Below are 17,407 nucleotides of genomic sequence, written 5' to 3'. Positions count from 1 at the left end.
TCCCACAAGGGCATGGCACCAGCCAACCTGTGGGGCCAGGCTCGCGATAAGGGCGCCGCCGGCACGCCGCCCCCTCGGGTTAATGCGCCTCCCCAGCCTTGATCCCCTGCGGCAATGCCCGGGTTAGCAGAATCGCCAGCATACTGACCCCCAACGCAACCCCCACAAAGTGAAACGCATCGTTGTAGGCCATGATCTGCGCCTGTTGGTGGGCGATCTCGCTGAGTTTGCCCAAAGCAGCTGTTTCGTTGCCCAGGGTCGTGGTCAGGCTGGCCATGCGCTCGGCCACTTGCGGGTTGCCGGGCACGATGGCTTCGCGCAGGTAATCGAAATAGGTCTTGGTCCGCGCATCCAGCAACGTGGCGAGCAGGGCGATGCCGATGGCACCGCCGAGGTTGCGCAGGATGTTGAACAGGCTCGACGCCGACCCCGCATCCTCGGGCAGGATGTAGGCAGTGGCGATCAGCGAGATGGTCACCATAATCAGCGGCTGGCCGAGGGCGCGGATGATCTGGATCTGGTTGAACTGCGGCCCGGCGAAGTCCGGGTTGAGCACACCAGAAGAAAAACTCGCCAGCCCGAACAGGCCGAACCCCAGGGTGCACAGCCATTTGGGCGAGACGAACTTCATCAGCTTGGGCACCAGCGGGATCAGGAACAGCTGCGGCACGCCCATCCACATGATGACTTCGCCGATCTGCAGGGCGTTGTAGTTCTGGATCTGCGCCAGGTACAGCGGTAGCAGGTAGATCGAGCCATAGAGCCCCACGCCCATGCCCAGGCTGGAAATGCTTGCCAGGCCAAAGTTGCGGTTGCGCAGGATGCCCAGGTTTATCAGCGGTTGGGGTTTGGACACCTGGATGATGACAAAAGCGATCAGGCAGAGCAGGGCAATGCTGCCCAGGCTGACGATCAGGCTCGACTCCAGCCAGTCCTTGCGGTGGCCCTCTTCGAGGAACACCTGCAAGCAGCCCAGGCCCACGCCCAGGGTGAGGATGCCGCTGTAGTCGGTGCGCTTGAGCAACTCCCAGTGCGCCGCTTTCTTTTCCAGGCCATAGAGCAACCCGGCGATCATCAGTAGGCCGGGTGGCACGTTGATATAGAAGATGTATTCCCAGCCCCAGTTTTCCGTGAGCCAGCCGCCGATGGTCGGGCCTATGGACGGCGCAAACGTGGCCGTCATGGCGAACATCGCCATGCCTTTGGCGCGGTGGTGCTCGGGCAGCTTGATGAGGGTCAGGGTGAACGCCAGGGGGATCAGCGCGCCGCCGGTGAAGCCTTGCAGGGCGCGGAATACGATCATGCTCTCCAGGCTCCAGGCCATGGAGCACAGCAGGGACGCGAAGAGAAACCCCACCGACACCCACACCGCCAGGCGCCGCGCCGACAGTAACTGCACCAGCCACGCGGTGAGGGGGATCATGATGATTTCCGCCACCAGGTAGGAGGTGGAAATCCACGAGCCTTCTTCCAGGGTCGCCGACAGCGCGCCTTGGATGTCCTTGAGCGAAGAGTTGGTGATCTGGATGTCCAGCACCGCCATAAAGGCGCCGAGCATCACGCTCATCACTGCGATCCAGTCGCGCCGGGTCGGTTCGCCGACCGGGCGGATCAGGGCATCACCGGCCATCTGCTGGGGCGTCGTGGATGTTCACCTTGACGGTCACGGACATGCCCGGGCGTATCTTGCCCTTGAGCGGGTTGTTGGCGTCGAAAGTCAGTTTTACCGGAATCCGTTGTACGACCTTGGTGAAGTTGCCGGTGGCATTGTCTGGGGGCAGCAGGCTGAACTGCGCGCCCGAGGCGGCGAACAGGCTGTCAACCCGGGCCTGGATTGGTGTGTCGCCGTAGGCATCGAATATCAGCTCGGCCTGTTGCCCGGGCTGCATGTGGCCGATTTGGGTTTCTTTGAAATTGGCCTGAATCCAGATGTCCTGGTCGGGCACGATCGACAGCAAATAGGCGCCGGCCTGCACGTACTGGCCATTGCGCGCCGCGCGCTGGCCAATCAGCCCGCTGATGGGCGAGTGGATCTCGCTACGGGTCAGGTTCAGTTCGGCCTGGGCCAGGTCGGCGCGGGCGTTGGCGATTTGCGCGTCGAGGCGCTTGATCTCGGCGTTCAGCGCGTTGACCTGCTGGCGCTGGCCCTGGGCATCTGCTTGGGCTTTGGCCACTTGCGAGCGGGCGATGTGGTTGTCGGCGGACAGGGTGGTCACCCGTTCCTCGGAGACATAACCGGGTTTGCGCAAGGTCTGTGCCCGGGACAGGTCGATCTGCGAGCGGCCCAAGCTGGCCTGGCTGGAGGCCACTTGCGCTTCGCTCGCGGCGATCAGGCTGGCCTGCTGGGTCAGTTTGCTTTGTGCTTGCAAGCGTTCGGCCTCGCGGGTGGCGAGGGCGGCTTGGGCGCGTTCGATGGCCAGTTGAAAGTCATCGCCTTCAAGGCGCACCAATAACTGGCCTTTTTCCACATGTTGGTTGTCGCGCACCAGCACTTGTTCAACACGCGCGCCCAATTGGCTGGACACGCGGGTGATTTCGCCTTGGACGTAGGCGTTATCGGTGCTCTCGAAAAACCGCCCCTTGAAGAACCAGTGGGCGAACAGGCCCCCGGCCACCAGCAGGACGAGCAACAGGAAAATGGACAGACGACGCTTGAGTTGGGCAGGCATGGGCAGGCTGTAATCGAAAAAGTGTAAGTAAATTTAACAGGCGGCGAATCTGGCAGATAGCCGACCAGTGGTAAATGCCCTGCGCTGATATTCAGTCATTCAGGGCTCTGGCGGTGAATTGCAGGCCCAACCTTGGCTTAAATGCCCTGTTCACTGGAGCGCGGTTACGTTGGCCTGTTACCATTCGGCCCTTGTTTCATCTCCGCTTTTTATATTCTTTTCGAGACATGCCATGACCACCGTCCGCACTCGCATCGCGCCATCGCCCACCGGCGATCCCCACGTCGGCACCGCCTACATCGCTTTGTTCAACTACTGCTTCGCCAAGCAGCACGGCGGCGAGTTCATCCTGCGTATCGAAGATACCGATCAGTTGCGTTCGACCCGTGAGTCCGAGCAGCAGATTTTCGATGCCTTGCGCTGGCTGGGCATCAACTGGAGCGAAGGCCCGGACGTGGGCGGCCCACACGGCCCTTACCGGCAGAGCGAGCGCGGCGACATCTACAAGCAGTACACCCAGCAACTGGTGGAGATGGGCCACGCGTTCCCGTGCTTTTGCACCGCCGAAGAGCTTGACCAGATGCGTGCCGAGCAGATGGCGCGCGGTGAAACACCACGCTATGACGGCCGTGCCTTGCTGCTGCCGGCCGAAGAAGTGGCCCGGCGCCTGGCGGCCGGCGAGCCCCACGTGATCCGCATGAAAGTACCGAGCGAGGGCGTCTGCGTGGTGCCGGACATGCTGCGCGGCGATGTCGAGATCCCGTGGGATCGCATGGACATGCAGGTGTTGATGAAGACCGACGGCTTGCCGACCTACTTCCTGGCCAACGTGGTGGATGACCACCTAATGGGCATCACCCACGTGCTGCGCGGCGAAGAGTGGCTGCCGTCGGCGCCCAAGCTGATCCTCTTGTACGAGTACTTCGGCTGGGACCAACCGGAACTGTGCTACATGCCGCTGCTGCGTAACCCGGATAAGAGCAAGCTGTCCAAGCGCAAGAACCCGACCTCGGTGACCTTCTACGAGCGCATGGGTTTCATGCCTGAGGCGATGCTCAACTACCTGGGCCGCATGGGCTGGTCGATGCCGGACGAGCGCGAGAAGTTCTCGTTGCAGGAGATGGTCGATCATTTCGACCTTAAGCGTGTGTCCCTGGGCGGGCCGATCTTCGACGTCGAGAAACTGTCGTGGCTCAACGGCCAGTGGCTGCGCGACCTGCCGGTGCAAGAGTTCGCCAGCCGCGTACAGAACTGGGCGCTGAACCCTGAATACATGATGAAAATCGCCCCTCACGTACAGGGCCGGGTCGAAACCTTCAGCCAGATCGCGCCGTTGGCGGGGTTCTTCTTCGCTGGCGGGGTCAACCCGGATGCGAAGCTGTTCGAGTCCAAGAAGCTGTCCGGCGACCAAGTGCGCCAGTTGATGCAGTTGATCCTGTGGAAACTGGAAAGCCTGCGTCAGTGGGAGAAGGACAGCATCACCGCGACCATTCAGGCTGTGGTCGAATCCCTGGAATTGAAACTGCGCGACGCCATGCCGCTGATGTTCGCCGCCATTACCGGGCAGGCCAGTTCGGTGTCGGTGCTCGATGCCATGGAAATCCTCGGCCCGGATTTGACCCGTTTCCGTCTGCGCCAGGCCATTGATTTACTCGGTGGCGTGTCGAAGAAAGAAAACAAAGAGTGGGAAAAACTGTTGGGCGCGATTGCCTGAAGCGGTGTGCGGCCGCCGACACCGACATGGGCGGCGGTCGCAGGAGTGGGTTAAGCCCCGGATTTTCGAGGGGAGGGCGGTAAGTGATTGTTATGTCGGCAAAAATTTTTGATTATTTTTAAAAATAAGTTTGACAGCCTTTCGATACGCCCTTAAGATTCGCCCCGTCCTCACCGATGAGGGGCTATAGCTCAGCTGGGAGAGCGCTTGCATGGCATGCAAGAGGTCGACGGTTCGATCCCGTCTAGCTCCACCAATTACAGGTTCAAGGCCTGGCCACACCGACCTTGAATCGATCAGTTCTCAGCGCTGATCTGTTGTTAGAAGGGTTTGCGTCCCCTTCGTCTAGTGGCCTAGGACACCGCCCTTTCACGGCGGTAACAGGGGTTCGAGTCCCCTAGGGGACGCCAGTATTACAGAAGCAGTGTCTTAGGATGTTGCTCCGCCGCGAGGCGAAAAATCTGGGGCTATAGCTCAGCTGGGAGAGCGCCTGCATGGCATGCAGGAGGTCAGCGGTTCGATCCCGCTTAGCTCCACCAATTTACAATTCAAGGTTTGGCCACACCGGCCTTGAATCGACCGGCTCTCAGCACCGGTCAGTTGTATAGAAGGTTTTGCGTCCCCTTCGTCTAGTGGCCTAGGACACCGCCCTTTCACGGCGGTAACAGGGGTTCGAGTCCCCTAGGGGACGCCACGATTACCCGCTCTGCGGGATTTATAAGGGTCATTCAATTATTGAATGGCCCTTTTGTTTGTCTGGCGTTCGCCGATTCTGTCTTTCCTCAATTGTGTTCTTCTGACTGGCGGTTAATTTAAAGCTTGCGAAATTTTATTATGAGAATAATATTTCGTTCGTAATATTTGGAGATTGTCATGAACTACAAAAAAGCACATACCCGCGAACGCATTCTGCAAGCCGCCAGCGCCGCCCTTGTGCAGCGCGGGCCGGCTGAGCCCAGCGTGGGGGAGGTCATGGGCGGGGCGGGGCTGACCGTGGGTGGCTTCTACGCGCACTTTGAAAGCAAGGACGCGTTGATGCTGGAGGCGTTCACCCAGTTGCTCGCCCAGCGCCGTGCGCTGATCGCCCAGCTCGATGCCGGCCTCAGCGGTGAAGAGCGTCGCGCGTTGGTGGCTGCGTTCTACCTGTCGCGCAAGCACCGCGACAGCGCCGAGCATGCCTGCCCGATTCCAGCCTCCATCGGTGAAATGGGACGCTTGCCGGATGACTTTCGCCAAGCCTTGGCCGAACACATGGAGTTGATGCTGGCGCAATTGGCGGACAGCCCGGAAGACACCGACAAGGCCTTGGCCGATATCGCGCTGATGGTAGGCGGCTTGGCTCTGGCGCGTGCTTTGGGGCCGGGGGAGTTATCCGATCGGATGCTGCGGGCCGCCAAATCGGCGGTGGTGTGATTTCAAGGGTCAGCCTGAGGATGTGAGCAATGAGCACGTTGAGCTGGGTTAGAGGCGTTAACAGCACCCTGGGTTGGTTCGCTCCGGGGTTTATGGCGAAGAAAATGCGCCTGGCGTTCATGAAGCCCCGGGACATGCCACCCCGTGACTGGGAGCTGCCGCTGCTGGCGAGTGCCGAGCGGATCACCTTGCGCTTCGGGCTGTCGGCCCTGCGCTGGGGGGAAGGGCCTACGGTGTTGTTGATGCACGGCTGGGAAGGGCGGCCGACCCAGTTCGCCAGCCTGATCGATGCGCTGGTCGCGGCCGGGTATTCGGTTGTCGCGCTGGACGGCCCGGCCCACGGCCGTTCGCCCGGCCATGAAGCTAACGTGATGCTGTTTGCCCGCGCCATAGTCGAGGCCTCTGCCGAGTTGCCGCCGCTGCAAGCGGTGATCGGTCACTCGATGGGAGGTGCCAGCGCCATGCTCGCGGCGCAATTGGGCCTGCGCACGCAAACCCTGGTGTGTATTTCCGCGCCGGCGCGGATTCTTGCAGTGCTGCGTGGTTTTGCCCGCTATGTCGGCTTGCCACCCAAGGCGCGTTCGGCGTTTATCCGCCATGTGGAGCGGGATGTGGGCGTCCCCGCCGCGAAGCTGGACGTGGCGCACTACCAATTGGCCATGCCCGGGCTGATCGTGCACGCCGAAGATGACCTGTTCGTCCCGGTGGCCGAGTCGCAGTTGATCCACGAGGCCTGGTTTGACAGCCGGTTGCTACGCCTGCCCGAAGGGGGCCATCAGCGCGTGTTGGCCGATCCGCGGCTGATCGAGGGCGTGCTGGCCCTGCTGGCCAACCGCAACACGGCCGAACGCCAATCGGCCTGAGCATCCGGTACACTGCCCCGGTCCAATTGAATCGACCGGGGAGTGACCCATGGGCTGGGATCTGGCAACGCCTTTTATCATTGACCTACAGGTGGCCGCCGAGGACATTGACGGCCTCGGGCATGCCAACAACGCCGTTTACGTGACGTGGCTCGAACGTTGCGCCTGGCGCCATTCCCAACGCCTGGGGCTGGACCTGGTGGAGTATCGGCGTCTGGACCGTGCCATGGCGGTGGTGCGCCATGAGATCGACTACCTCGCCGCAGCCTATGAAGACGATGAGCTGCAACTGGCCACCTGGATCATCGACTGGGATCAGCGCCTGAAAATGACCCGGCGTTTCCAACTGGTGCGCCCGCGTGACAACGCGACCCTGCTGCGGGCACAAACCACTTTTGTCTGCATCGAATTGTCCACGGGCAAGCCCAAGCGCATGCCTGCCGAGTTCATCGCAGGCTATGGCCCGGCCGTGCGGGATGAGGCCGTCCCGTCCGGGGAAATACCCGCCATGCGCCGAAACCCGTAAACTGCCGCACGTTTTTCGTTGAGTGTTTTCCATGCAAATTGCTTTAGCGCCCATGGAGGGGTTGGTCGACAACATCCTGCGCGATGTCTTGACCCGGGTCGGCGGCATCGACTGGTGCGTGACCGAGTTCATCCGGATCAACGACCAGTTGCTCACCCCCGCCTACTTCCACAAATTCGGACCGGAACTGCTGAACGGCGCCAAGACCGCTTCGGGCGTGCCGTTGCGCGTACAGTTGCTCGGCTCCGACCCGGTGTGCCTGGCGGAAAACGCCGCGTTGGCGTGCGAGTTGGGTAGCGAGGTGATCGACCTGAACTTTGGCTGCCCGGCCAAGACTGTCAACAAGTCCCGGGGTGGCGCGGTGCTGCTCAAGGAGCCGGAATTGCTCAACCGCATCGTCGAGCAGGTGCGTCGCTCGGTGCCGCCCCATATCCCGGTGACCGCCAAGATGCGCCTGGGTTTTGACAGCCCGGACGGTTCCCTGGTCTGCGCCACTGCGCTGGCCGAGGGCGGGGCCGAGCATATCGTGGTGCACGCGCGGACCAAGACCGACGGCTACAAGCCGCCCGCCCACTGGGAGTGGATTCCCCGCGTGCAGGAGGTGGTCAAGGTGCCGGTGTTCGCCAATGGCGATATCTGGAGCGTCGAGGACTGGCGCCGCTGCCGCGAAATCAGCGGCGTGGAGGACATCATGCTGGGCCGTGGCCTGGTCTCGCGCCCGGACCTGGCGCGGCAAATCGCGGCGGCGCGGGCCGGCGAAGAAGTGGTCGAGATGACCTGGGCCGAACTCTTGCCGCTGCTCCAGGACTTCTGGCTGCAAGCCAAGGCGCAGATGACTGCGCGCCAATCGCCGGGGCGCCTCAAGCAGTGGCTGGCGATGCTGACCCGTAACTACCCCGAGGCAGTGGCATTGTTCACCCTATTGCGGCGCGAAACCGAGCTCGATCAGGTCTCGCGTCTGCTCGGTTTACCGGTGCCCAAGGCGGCCTGAAAAAAATAAAAAAAGACGCTTGAAATGCCATCAGTGGTCCTTATCTAGGGGTTAGGCGATGCCGAAGTCGGGTCGCCCTGCTAAAAACCTTGCTGATATTTCAGGAGACTTGAACCATGAGTACTGCATTTTCCCTGGCCCCCCTGTTTCGTTCCTCGGTGGGTTTCGATCGCTTCAACGACCTGTTCGAGACCGCTTTGCGCAACGAGCCCGGCAGCAGCTACCCACCCTACAACGTGGAAAAACACGGTGACGACCAATACCGCATCGTGATCGCTGCCGCAGGCTTCCAGGAGCAAGACTTGGAGCTGCAAGTCGAAAAAGGCGTACTGACCGTCAGTGGTGGCAAGCGTGACGCCAACGAAGATGTCACCTACCTGCACCAAGGCATCGCCCAGCGTGCGTTCAAACTGTCGTTCCGCCTGGCCGACCACATCGAGATCAAGGCGGCCGACCTGAGCAACGGTCTGTTGAGCATCGACTTGCTGCGCGTCGTGCCGGAAGAAGCCAAAGCCAAGCGCATCCCCATCAATGGCGCGCAAAACCGGGCGCTGCAGCACTAAGCCCAAGCCCATAAAGGGCGTCGTTAGCGTAATGCCAGTCAGCGAGTAAGCTGGCTGGCATTTTTTTGGGCCCTCGTTCACCAGGGTGCAGTCGGATACATGTCGATGAGCCCACCCTGATCCATTGGGGGCGGTGTAGCCCATGACGCCCTTACTTGAGCAACAACTCAAACGCCGCCAACGGCAGCGGCCGGCTGTGCAGGTAGCCTTGGTAGAGGTGACAGCCCAGGCCCTGGAGGAAGTCCAGTTGTTCCTGGGTTTCCACGCCTTCGGCGATCACCGCCAGGTGCAGGCTCAGGGCCATGGCGACGATGGCGCGGATGATTTCTGCGTCGTTGGGGTCGTGGGTGGCATCGCGCACGAAGGACTGGTCGATTTTCAGCGCGTCCACCGGCAGGCGCTTGAGGTAGGTCAGGGAGGAGTAACCGGTGCCGAAGTCGTCCATGGCAAAGCTGACGCCCAGTTTTTTCAAGCGGCGCATTTTGTTGATGGTGTCGTCCAGGTTCTGGATCACGATGCCTTCGGTGATTTCCAGTTTCAGCAGGCCGAAGGGCAATTGGTGGCTGCGCAGGCTGTGTTCGATGCGTTCGACAAAGTCGTTCTGGCGGAACTGGCGCGGGCTGATGTTCACGCACAGGCTGAAATCCTGTGGGTCGATCAGGTGTTGGTCGATTAGGTGGCGGAAGTCCCGGCAGGCCTCGTCGAGGATCCAGGTGCCGACTTCGAGGATCAGGCCGCTGTCTTCCAGGACCTTGATGAATTCGCTCGGCGACTGCGCGCCCAGTTGTGGGTGTTGCCAGCGCAGCAGGGCTTCGGCGCCGACGATGCGGTGGCCGCGGGCGTCTATCTGCGGCTGGTAGTGCAGGCTGAATTCGCCCCGGGCCAGGGCCAGGCGCAGGTCGGTTTCCATGCGCAGGCGTTCGCTGGCGGCTTTTTGCATGGTGGTGTGGAACATCTGCGTGGTGTTGCGCCCCGAATCTTTGGCGCGGTACAGGGCGATGTCGGCGCGTTTGAGCAGGTCGGCCGGGGTGGAGCCGTGGTCGGGGATCAGGGCGATACCGATGCTGGGGGTGACCTGTAGGCGCTGACCGTCAAGGAACATAGGCTCAGACAGCAATTCGCGCAGGGTGTCGGCCACTTGCCGCACCTGGGCGCTGACCTCGCCGCGTGAACCTTCCAGGCCACTGAGCAGCACCACGAACTCGTCTCCCCCTAAGCGCGCCACAGTGTCTTCCATGCGCACGCTGGCTTCCAGGCGCGCGGTGACGATTTTCAGCACGGTGTCGCCCACCGGGTGGCCGAGGGAATCGTTGATGTGCTTGAAGTGGTCCAGGTCGAGGAACAGCAGGGCGCCGCGCAGGTTATGGCGCTTGAGCAGGGCGATCTGCTGGCTCAGGCGATCCATCAGCAGGGCGCGGTTGGGCAGGTTGGTCAGCGGGTCGTGGTAGGCCAGGTGGCGGATCTGCGCTTCGGCATTCTTCAACAGGCTGACGTCCCGCGCGGTCAGTAGCAGGCACGGCACCTCATTGAGAGTGATGGGCTCCACCGAGACTTCCACGATAAGGGGTTCGCCGCGCTTGTTGCGCCCGAGCATCTCCTGATGATGTACCCGGCCCTTGGCCCGTAGTTCTGCCAACAGGTCGGCGCGTTGTTTTTCTTCCGCCCAGATACCCACTTGGTAAGCGGTACGGCCGATCACCTCGTCGGCGCGGTAGCCGGTGAGGCGGCAGAAGCCATCGTTGACTTCCAGGTAGCGGCCGCTGTCGCGCTCGGTAATGGTGATGGCGTCGGGGCTGGAGTGAAAAGCCTTGGCGAATTTCTCTTCGCTGGCCTTGAGCGCGGCTTCGGAGCGTTGTTGCTGGGTGATGTCGCGCAGGGTGGTGACACTGCACGGCTGGTTACCGACGCTGATCTGGCGGCTGGAGATCACGCACGTCAGGGCCCGGCCGTCCTTGTGGTGAACGACAATGGCGACATTGGTCAGTGCTTGCTCGCGGATCACTTGCTCGATGCGTTGCTGACGTTGCCCGGTGTTGTCCCACAGGCCGATCTGGTCGGCGCTGCGTGCCATCACGTCGGCGGCGGTCCAGCCGAAGGTCTGGGTGAACGCGGAGTTGATTTCGATGAATTGGCCGGTGTCCTGGCGGGTGACGCAAATCGGGTCCGGGCTGACCTGGAACAGGCTGGCGAATTTCTCCTCGGAAGCCACCAGGCGTTGTTCGCGCTCGACCTGGTCGGTGATGTCCAGCAGGGTGCCCGCCATGCGCAGCGGCGCGCCGTGTTCGTCGCGGTAGAGGCGGGCGCGGCTTTCCAGGTAGCGCGAGCTGCCGTCGGCCAGTTGCACGCGGTAGGTCAGTTGGTAGTTGCCGGCCGGGCCCTCGCGTAGGCTGCGATAGGCGTTGCGCATGCTGTCGCGTTCTTCGCCGGGCACGCCCTCGAAAAAGGCGTCGAAGGATTCGTGGAAGGGGATCGGGTCCAGGCCATGCAACTGCGCGGCGCGGGCCGAACCGTAGAGCATGCCGCTGGGAATGTGCCAGTCCCAGGTGCCCAATTGCGCCGATTCCAGGGCCAGGTCCAAGCGTTCCTGGCTGTCCTTGAGGGCGTGCTCGGCGTTCTTGCGTTCGCTGGTGTCGAGAAAGGTACTGAGCAGGTAAGGCTGGCCTTCCAACTCGACTTTTTGCGCACTGAGGATGCCGTCGTGCAGTTGCCCGCTGCGGGCGCGGAACTGCACTTCCATGCTGACCAGCTCGCCCTTGGCGTGGGTAGCGTGGATCAGGTGCGCGCGTTGTTCGGGATGGACCCACAGGCCCAGTTCCAGGGTCGTGCGGCCAATCACATCCTTGGCGGGCCAGCCGAACAGGCTCTCGAAATACTGGTTGGCTTCGCTTATCAGGCCGTCTTCCTGGCGGGTCAGCAGCACCATGTTGGGGGACAGTTGGAACAGGGTCGCGAAACGCTTTTCCGAGCTGCTCAAGGCCTGTTCGCGTTGGCGTTGGTGGGTGACTTCGCGGATCACGCCGATCATGCGCGGTTTGCCGTTTTTATCCGGGAGCAGGCTGCCGTTGATTTCCAGCCAGTGCAGGCTGCCGTCCGGCCAGCAGATGCGGTGGTGCATGGCTTGCTCCAGCGGCGCGCCGGCCAGCACGGCGTGAATGGCGCGCAGGGTTTTGGCGCGATCCTGCGGGGGGAGCAGGTCCAGGTAGTTAAGGTCGGCCGGTAAAGGTTGCTTGGGGTCGAAGCCGAACAGCGCCTGGGTGCCCCGCGACCAACTGATCTGCCCACTCTCGATGTCCCAATACCAGGCGCCCAAGCGGGCGCCATTGAGCGCGGCGAGCAACTGCGGCGCACTTTCCCAGCTCTGCTCCGAGGTATGCGGGTCGAGGGCCTGGATGCGTGGCATGGGCGGAACACGGTCAGCGGGTGTGTGCATTGAGAGCAGGCCTTAGGCTGAATAAAGCGTTTAGCGCAAGGGTTTCAGGGCATGGCTCAGGCGATGGATGCCGGCTTGCGTGGCAGATCGATCTGGGCATCCAGTAAGGCCATGAAAGCCCGCGCAGCATTCGACAGCGTCCTTTCGGTGTGCAGGATATAGCCTAGCTGGCGCGTAAGCTGTATGCCCGGCAACGGAATGCGCGCCACTTGGTCGTCCAGCATGGTCCGCGGCAGCACACTCCAGGCCAAGCCAATGGAGACCATCATTTTTATGGTTTCCAGATAGTTAGTGCTCATGGCGATGTTCGGCGTCAAGCCCTGGGTTTCAAACAGGCGATGGACAATATGGTGGGTAAAGGTGTTGCCGCCGGGAAACACCGCCGGGTGCGAGGCGATATCCGTCAGGCTGACCGCACCGTTGCTCGCCAGCGAGTGCTCGGGGGCAGCGACGAAATCCAGTGGGTCGTCCCACACCGGCGTGGCGCGCACCAGCGAGTGAGGCTCCGGGGCCAGGGTGATGACCGCCAGTTCCGCACGGCCGTGGAGAATTTCCTCGTAGGCCACTTCCGAATCGAGAAACTGAATATCCAGTGCCACCTGTGGGTATTGCCGGGTGAAGGCCCGCAGCAAGGGTGGCAAGCGATGCAGGCCGATGTGATGGCTGGTGGCCAAGGTCAGGCGCCCGGTCACTTCGCCGGTCAGGTTGGTCAGGGCGCGGCGGGTGTCGTCCAGCACATTGAGGATCTGGTAGGCCCGTGGCAGCAAGGCGCGCCCGGCTTCGGTCAGGCTCACTTCGCGGCCCAGGCGATCGAACAGGCGCACATTCAATTGCTGCTCAAGGCCTGCGATGCGTTTGCTGATGGCCGGTTGGGTCAGGTGCAGGTGTTCGCCGGCGCCGGAGAAGCTGCCGGTTTCGGCGATGGCGATGAAGGCATTGAGGTTGGCCAGGTCCATGGTTGTATTCCAGATGGTTATCCAAAGCATAAAAAATATGAATTTGAGTTATTCAATGTAACGCCATAGGATCGACCTCACAAGCCAAAGGGTTATTGAGCCGCTTCAAGGCCCGGGGCATAGAAGATAGATACGCGCTGATGAGGACCGTCTGATGGCTGGCAAGACGCTTTACGACAAGCTCTGGGATTCCCACGAAGTGAAACGACGCGACGACGGTTCGTCGCTGATCTACATCGATCGTCACATCATCCACGAAGTGACCTCGCCCCAAGCTTTCGAAGGCCTGCGCCTGGCCGGGCGCAAGCCTTGGCGCGTTGACTCGATCATCGCCACCCCCGACCACAACGTGCCGACCACCCCGGACCGCAAGGGCGGGATCGAGGCCATTACCGACCAGGTGTCGCGCCTGCAAGTGCAGACCCTGGACGACTACTGCGACGAGTACGGCATCACCGAGTTCAAGATGAACGACGTGCGCCAGGGCATCGTCCACGTCATCGGCCCGGAGCAGGGCGCAACCTTGCCGGGTATGACCGTGGTCTGCGGTGACTCCCACACCTCCACCCACGGCGCCTTCGGTGCGCTGGCCCACGGCATCGGCACCTCCGAGGTGGAGCATGTGTTCGCTACCCAGTGCCTGGTGGCCAAAAAGATGAAGAACATGCTGGTGCGCGTCGAAGGGCAATTGCCGTTCGGCGTCACCGCCAAGGACATTGTCCTCGCGGTGATCGGCAAGATCGGCACCGCCGGCGGCAATGGCCACGCCATCGAGTTCGCCGGCCGCGCGATTCGCGACCTGTCGGTCGAAGGCCGCATGACCATCTGCAACATGTCCATTGAGGCCGGTGCCCGCGTGGGCCTGGTGGCGGCGGACGAAAAAACCGTGGCCTACGTCAAGGACCGCCCGTTCTCGCCCAAGGGCGCGGAATGGGACCTGGCGGTAGAAGCCTGGAAAGACCTGGTGTCTGACGCCGATGCGGTGTTCGACACGGTGGTCGAACTCGACGCAACGCAGATCAAGCCGCAAGTCAGTTGGGGCACCTCGCCGGAGATGGTGTTGGCAGTGGACCAGAACGTGCCCGATCCAGCCCGCGAACCGGACCTGGTCAAGCGCGGTTCCATCGAGCGCGCCTTGAAGTACATGGGCCTGTCGGCCAACCAGGCGATCACCGATATCCAGCTCGATCGCGTGTTCATCGGTTCGTGCACCAACTCGCGGATCGAAGACTTGCGCGCCGCAGCGGTCATCGCCAAGGGCCGCAAAGTGGCGTCCACCATCAAGCAGGCCATCGTGGTCCCGGGTTCCGGCTTGGTGAAGGCCCAGGCCGAAGCCGAAGGCCTGGACAAGATTTTCCTCGACGCCGGTTTTGAATGGCGCGAGCCGGGTTGCTCCATGTGCCTGGCGATGAACCCGGACCGCTTGGAATCAGGCGAGCATTGCGCCTCGACCTCCAACCGCAACTTCGAGGGGCGCCAAGGCGCCGGTGGCCGCACCCACCTCGTCAGCCCGGCCATGGCCGCGGCGGCGGCAGTGAACGGTCGTTTCATCGACGTTCGTGAATTGATCTGAGGAGTTACCGATGAGAGCTTTTACCCAGCACACAGGTTTGGTCGCGCCATTGGATCGGGCCAACGTCGATACCGACCAGATCATTCCCAAGCAATTTCTCAAGTCGATCAAGCGCACCGGTTTCGGCCCCAACCTGTTCGATGAGTGGCGCTACCTGGACGTGGGCTACGCCTACCAGGACAACTCCAAGCGCCCGTTGAACAAGGATTTCGTGCTCAACGCCGAGCGTTACCAGGGCGCCAGCGTCCTGTTGGCCCGGGAGAACTTCGGCTGCGGCTCCAGCCGCGAACACGCGCCCTGGGCCCTGGAAGAGTACGGTTTTCGCAGCATCATCGCGCCCAGCTACGCCGATATCTTCTTCAACAACAGCTTCAAGAACGGCTTGCTGCCGATCATCCTCAGCGACGCCGAAGTCGATGAGTTGTTCCAGCAAGTCGAGGCCAACCCCGGCTACCAGTTGACCATCGACCTGGCCGCGCAAACCGTGACCCGCCCGGACGGCAAGGTCTACCACTTCGAGCTCGATGCGTTTCGCAAGCACTGCTTGATTAATGGCCTGGACGACATCGGCCTGACCTTGCAGGACGGCGACGCCATTGCCGCGTTCGAGGCCAAGCACCGGGCGAGCCAGCCGTGGCTGTTTCGCGATGCTTGATGTGCGGTAGATCGCCCTGACGCCTTCGCGGGCAGGCCCGCTCCCACCGGCCGATGCGCGAATGCAGTCAAGTGGGGGAGCGGGCTTGCCCGCGATAGCGCCAGTATCCATGCCACAAACCCAAGGAACTCATCATGACCACCGCCCACACCCAAGTCGTGCAAAAGCAGTTCGGCGAACAGGCCTCGGCCTACCTGAGCAGCGCAGTTCACGCCCAGGGCACTGAATTCGCGCTGCTCCAGGCCGAACTGGCCGGGCAGGGCGAGGCGCGCTTGCTGGACCTGGGCTGCGGTGCCGGGCATGTGAGCTTCCATGTGGCGCCGTTGGTCAAGGAAGTGGTCGCCTACGACCTCTCCCAGCAGATGCTCGACGTGGTGGCCGCCGCCGCAGTAGATCGTGGCCTGGGCAACATCCGCACCGTACAGGGCGCTGCCGAGCGCTTGCCGTTTGCCGATGGCGAGTTCGATTTCGTGTTCAGCCGCTATTCGGCCCACCACTGGAGCGACCTGGGCCTGGCGCTGCGGGAAGTGCGCCGGGTGCTCAAGCCCGGTGGCGTGGCGGCATTCGTCGATGTGTTGTCGCCGGGCAGCCCGTTGCTCGACACCTACCTGCAAAGCGTCGAGGTACTGCGCGACACCAGCCACGTGCGCGATTACGATGCTGGCCAGTGGCTGCGCCAGGTCAGCGACGCCGGCCTGCATGTGCGCAGCACCTCGCGCCAGCGCCTGCGGTTGGAGTACAGCTCCTGGGTGGCGCGGATGCGCACGCCAGAAGCCTTGTGCATAGCGATCCGGCAGTTGCAGCAGGCCATGGGCCAGGAAGTGCGCGACTACTTCGAGATCGAGGCCGACGGCTCCTTCAGTACCGACGTGCTGGTGCTGTGGGCCGAGCGCTAGGCACGCACCTAAATTTTTCCGGACGGGCCCGCGGGCCGGTCGCTAGATAACAAGAGGAAAGCATGAGCAAGCAGATTCTGATTCTCCCGGGTGACGGCATTGGTCCGGAAATCATGGCCGAAGCGGTCAAAGTCCTGGAACTGGCTAACCACAAGTATGCCTTGGGCTTCGAGCTGAGCCACGACGTGATAGGCGGCGCGGCCATCGACAAGCACGGCGTGCCCCTGGCCGACGAAACCCTGGACCGCGCCCGCGCCGCTGACGCGGTCCTGCTGGGTGCCGTGGGTGGGCCGAAATGGGACAAGATCGAGCGCGACATCCGCCCTGAGCGCGGCCTGCTGAAAATCCGTGCGCAACTGGGCCTGTTCGGCAACCTGCGCCCGGCGATCCTTTACCCGCAACTGGCCGACGCCTCAAGCCTGAAACCGGAAATCGTCTCGGGCCTGGACATCCTTATCGTCCGCGAGCTGACCGGCGGCATCTACTTCGGCGCGCCCCGTGGCACCCGCACCCTGGAAAACGGCGAGCGCCAGGCCTACGACACCCTGCCGTACAGCGAAAGCGAGATCCGCCGCATCGCCCGCGTGGGCTTTGACATGGCCCGGGTGCGCGGCAAGAAGGTCTGCTCGGTGGACAAGGCCAACGTGCTGGCCTCCAGCCAACTGTGGCGCGAAATCGTCGAGCAAGTGGCCCAGGACTACCCGGACGTCGAACTGAGCCACATGTACGTGGACAACGCCGCCATGCAACTGGTGCGCGCGCCCAAGCAGTTCGACGTGATCGTCACCGACAACCTGTTCGGCGACATTCTGTCCGACCAGGCGTCAATGCTCACCGGCTCCATCGGCATGCTGCCCTCGGCCTCCCTGGATGCCAACAACAAGGGCATGTACGAGCCGTGCCACGGTTCGGCGCCGGATATCGCGGGCCAGGGCATCGCCAACCCGCTGGCAACCATTTTGTCGGTGTCGATGATGTTGCGTTACAGCTTCAATCTGAACGCCGCCGCCGATGCCATCGAGCAGGCCGTCAGCCAGGTGCTGGACCAGGGCTTGCGCACCGGGGATATCTGGTCGGCCGGTTGCACTAAAGTCGGGACGCAGGAAATGGGCGACGCAGTAGTCGCCGCGCTGCGGAATCTGTAATCTCTCGGGCCGC

General features: G+C 62.4%; 14 protein-coding genes and 4 tRNA genes. 14 read left to right on the top strand and 4 right to left on the bottom strand.

The genetic code is table 11. The features are described 5' to 3' along the window. Positions 1–79 precede the first annotated feature (79 nt). Positions 80–1,630 (bottom strand): MDR family MFS transporter, encoded by a 1,551-nt coding sequence (locus tag AC19YR_RS10380; protein WP_095107679.1) that lies wholly within the window; start codon positions 1,628–1,630, stop codon positions 80–82. Further along, positions 1,620–2,669, bottom strand: a complete 1,050-nt coding sequence (locus AC19YR_RS10375; protein WP_500598327.1) for an HlyD family secretion protein — start codon at positions 2,667–2,669, stop codon at positions 1,620–1,622. Before AC19YR_RS10375 ends, AC19YR_RS10380 begins: the two co-directional genes overlap by 11 nt. A 232-nt stretch (positions 2,670–2,901) precedes the next feature. Between AC19YR_RS10375 and gltX the strand changes: the two genes are divergently transcribed. From gltX to AC19YR_RS10325, 10 genes are all read left to right on the top strand, one after another. Next, positions 2,902–4,383, top strand: coding sequence for a glutamate--tRNA ligase (gene gltX / locus AC19YR_RS10370; RefSeq protein ID WP_095107681.1), 1,482 nt, complete (start codon positions 2,902–2,904; stop codon positions 4,381–4,383). A gap of 180 nt (positions 4,384–4,563) precedes the next feature. Continuing rightward, positions 4,564–4,639: transfer RNA gene (locus AC19YR_RS10365), tRNA-Ala, on the top strand. Positions 4,640–4,717: 78 nt separating this feature from the next. Continuing rightward, positions 4,718–4,793 (top strand) — tRNA-Glu (locus AC19YR_RS10360). Positions 4,794–4,846: 53 nt separating this feature from the next. Beyond that, positions 4,847–4,922 (top strand) — tRNA-Ala (locus AC19YR_RS10355). A 79-nt stretch (positions 4,923–5,001) separates the two neighbouring features. After that, positions 5,002–5,077: transfer RNA gene (locus tag AC19YR_RS10350), tRNA-Glu, on the top strand. A gap of 179 nt (positions 5,078–5,256) precedes the next feature. Further along, entirely contained in the window at positions 5,257–5,796 is a 540-nt protein-coding gene (locus AC19YR_RS10345; protein ID WP_500598325.1) for a TetR/AcrR family transcriptional regulator, read from the top strand. Positions 5,797–5,825: 29 nt separating this feature from the next. After that, a complete protein-coding gene (locus AC19YR_RS10340; RefSeq protein WP_500598323.1) occupies positions 5,826–6,659 on the top strand; it encodes an alpha/beta fold hydrolase in 834 nt (277 codons plus the stop codon). Between the two features lie 49 nt (positions 6,660–6,708). After that, positions 6,709–7,185: an acyl-CoA thioesterase gene (locus AC19YR_RS10335; protein WP_500598321.1), complete on the top strand. Its 477-nt coding sequence runs from the start codon at positions 6,709–6,711 to the stop codon at positions 7,183–7,185. 31 nt (positions 7,186–7,216) lie between these two features. Beyond that, positions 7,217–8,176, top strand: coding sequence for a tRNA dihydrouridine synthase (locus tag AC19YR_RS10330; protein ID WP_500598320.1), 960 nt, complete (start codon positions 7,217–7,219; stop codon positions 8,174–8,176). A 116-nt stretch (positions 8,177–8,292) separates the two neighbouring features. Then, a complete protein-coding gene (locus AC19YR_RS10325; protein WP_095107686.1) occupies positions 8,293–8,739 on the top strand; it encodes an Hsp20 family protein in 447 nt (148 codons plus the stop codon). A 151-nt stretch (positions 8,740–8,890) separates the two neighbouring features. On the opposite strand, the gene AC19YR_RS10320 is transcribed toward AC19YR_RS10325, so the two are convergent. Together AC19YR_RS10320 and AC19YR_RS10315 are read right to left on the bottom strand one after the other, a co-directional pair. Next, positions 8,891–12,169, bottom strand: a complete 3,279-nt coding sequence (locus AC19YR_RS10320; protein WP_500598318.1) for a PAS domain S-box protein — start codon at positions 12,167–12,169, stop codon at positions 8,891–8,893. Between the two features lie 56 nt (positions 12,170–12,225). Further along, the gene (locus tag AC19YR_RS10315) at positions 12,226–13,125 is read right to left on the bottom strand and encodes a LysR family transcriptional regulator (protein WP_500598316.1); all 900 of its coding nucleotides are present in this window, start codon (positions 13,123–13,125) and stop codon (positions 12,226–12,228) included. Positions 13,126–13,279: 154 nt separating this feature from the next. On the opposite strand from AC19YR_RS10315, the gene leuC reads away from it, so the two are divergent. The 4 genes from leuC to leuB all read left to right on the top strand — a co-directional run bounded on the left by leuC (position 13,280) and on the right by leuB (position 17,394). Continuing rightward, complete coding sequence (gene leuC, locus AC19YR_RS10310) at positions 13,280–14,698, top strand: 3-isopropylmalate dehydratase large subunit (RefSeq protein WP_500598315.1); 1,419 nt, start codon at positions 13,280–13,282, stop codon at positions 14,696–14,698. Positions 14,699–14,708: 10 nt separating this feature from the next. Continuing rightward, on the top strand, positions 14,709–15,353 hold the full coding sequence (gene leuD, locus AC19YR_RS10305; protein WP_095107690.1) for a 3-isopropylmalate dehydratase small subunit: 645 nt from the start codon (positions 14,709–14,711) through the stop codon (positions 15,351–15,353). A gap of 134 nt (positions 15,354–15,487) precedes the next feature. Further along, on the top strand, positions 15,488–16,249 hold the full coding sequence (locus AC19YR_RS10300) for a class I SAM-dependent methyltransferase (RefSeq protein ID WP_095107691.1): 762 nt from the start codon (positions 15,488–15,490) through the stop codon (positions 16,247–16,249). A 62-nt stretch (positions 16,250–16,311) separates the two neighbouring features. Next, positions 16,312–17,394 (top strand): 3-isopropylmalate dehydrogenase, encoded by a 1,083-nt coding sequence (gene leuB / locus AC19YR_RS10295; protein WP_095107692.1) that lies wholly within the window; start codon positions 16,312–16,314, stop codon positions 17,392–17,394. The last annotated feature ends 13 nt before the right edge of the window (positions 17,395–17,407 follow it).

It is taken from the genome of Pseudomonas sp. MF08817 (assembly GCF_059862705.1).
The sequence above is the reverse complement of the archived record's forward strand: the minus strand, read 5'-3'. Positions and strand labels throughout refer to the sequence as shown.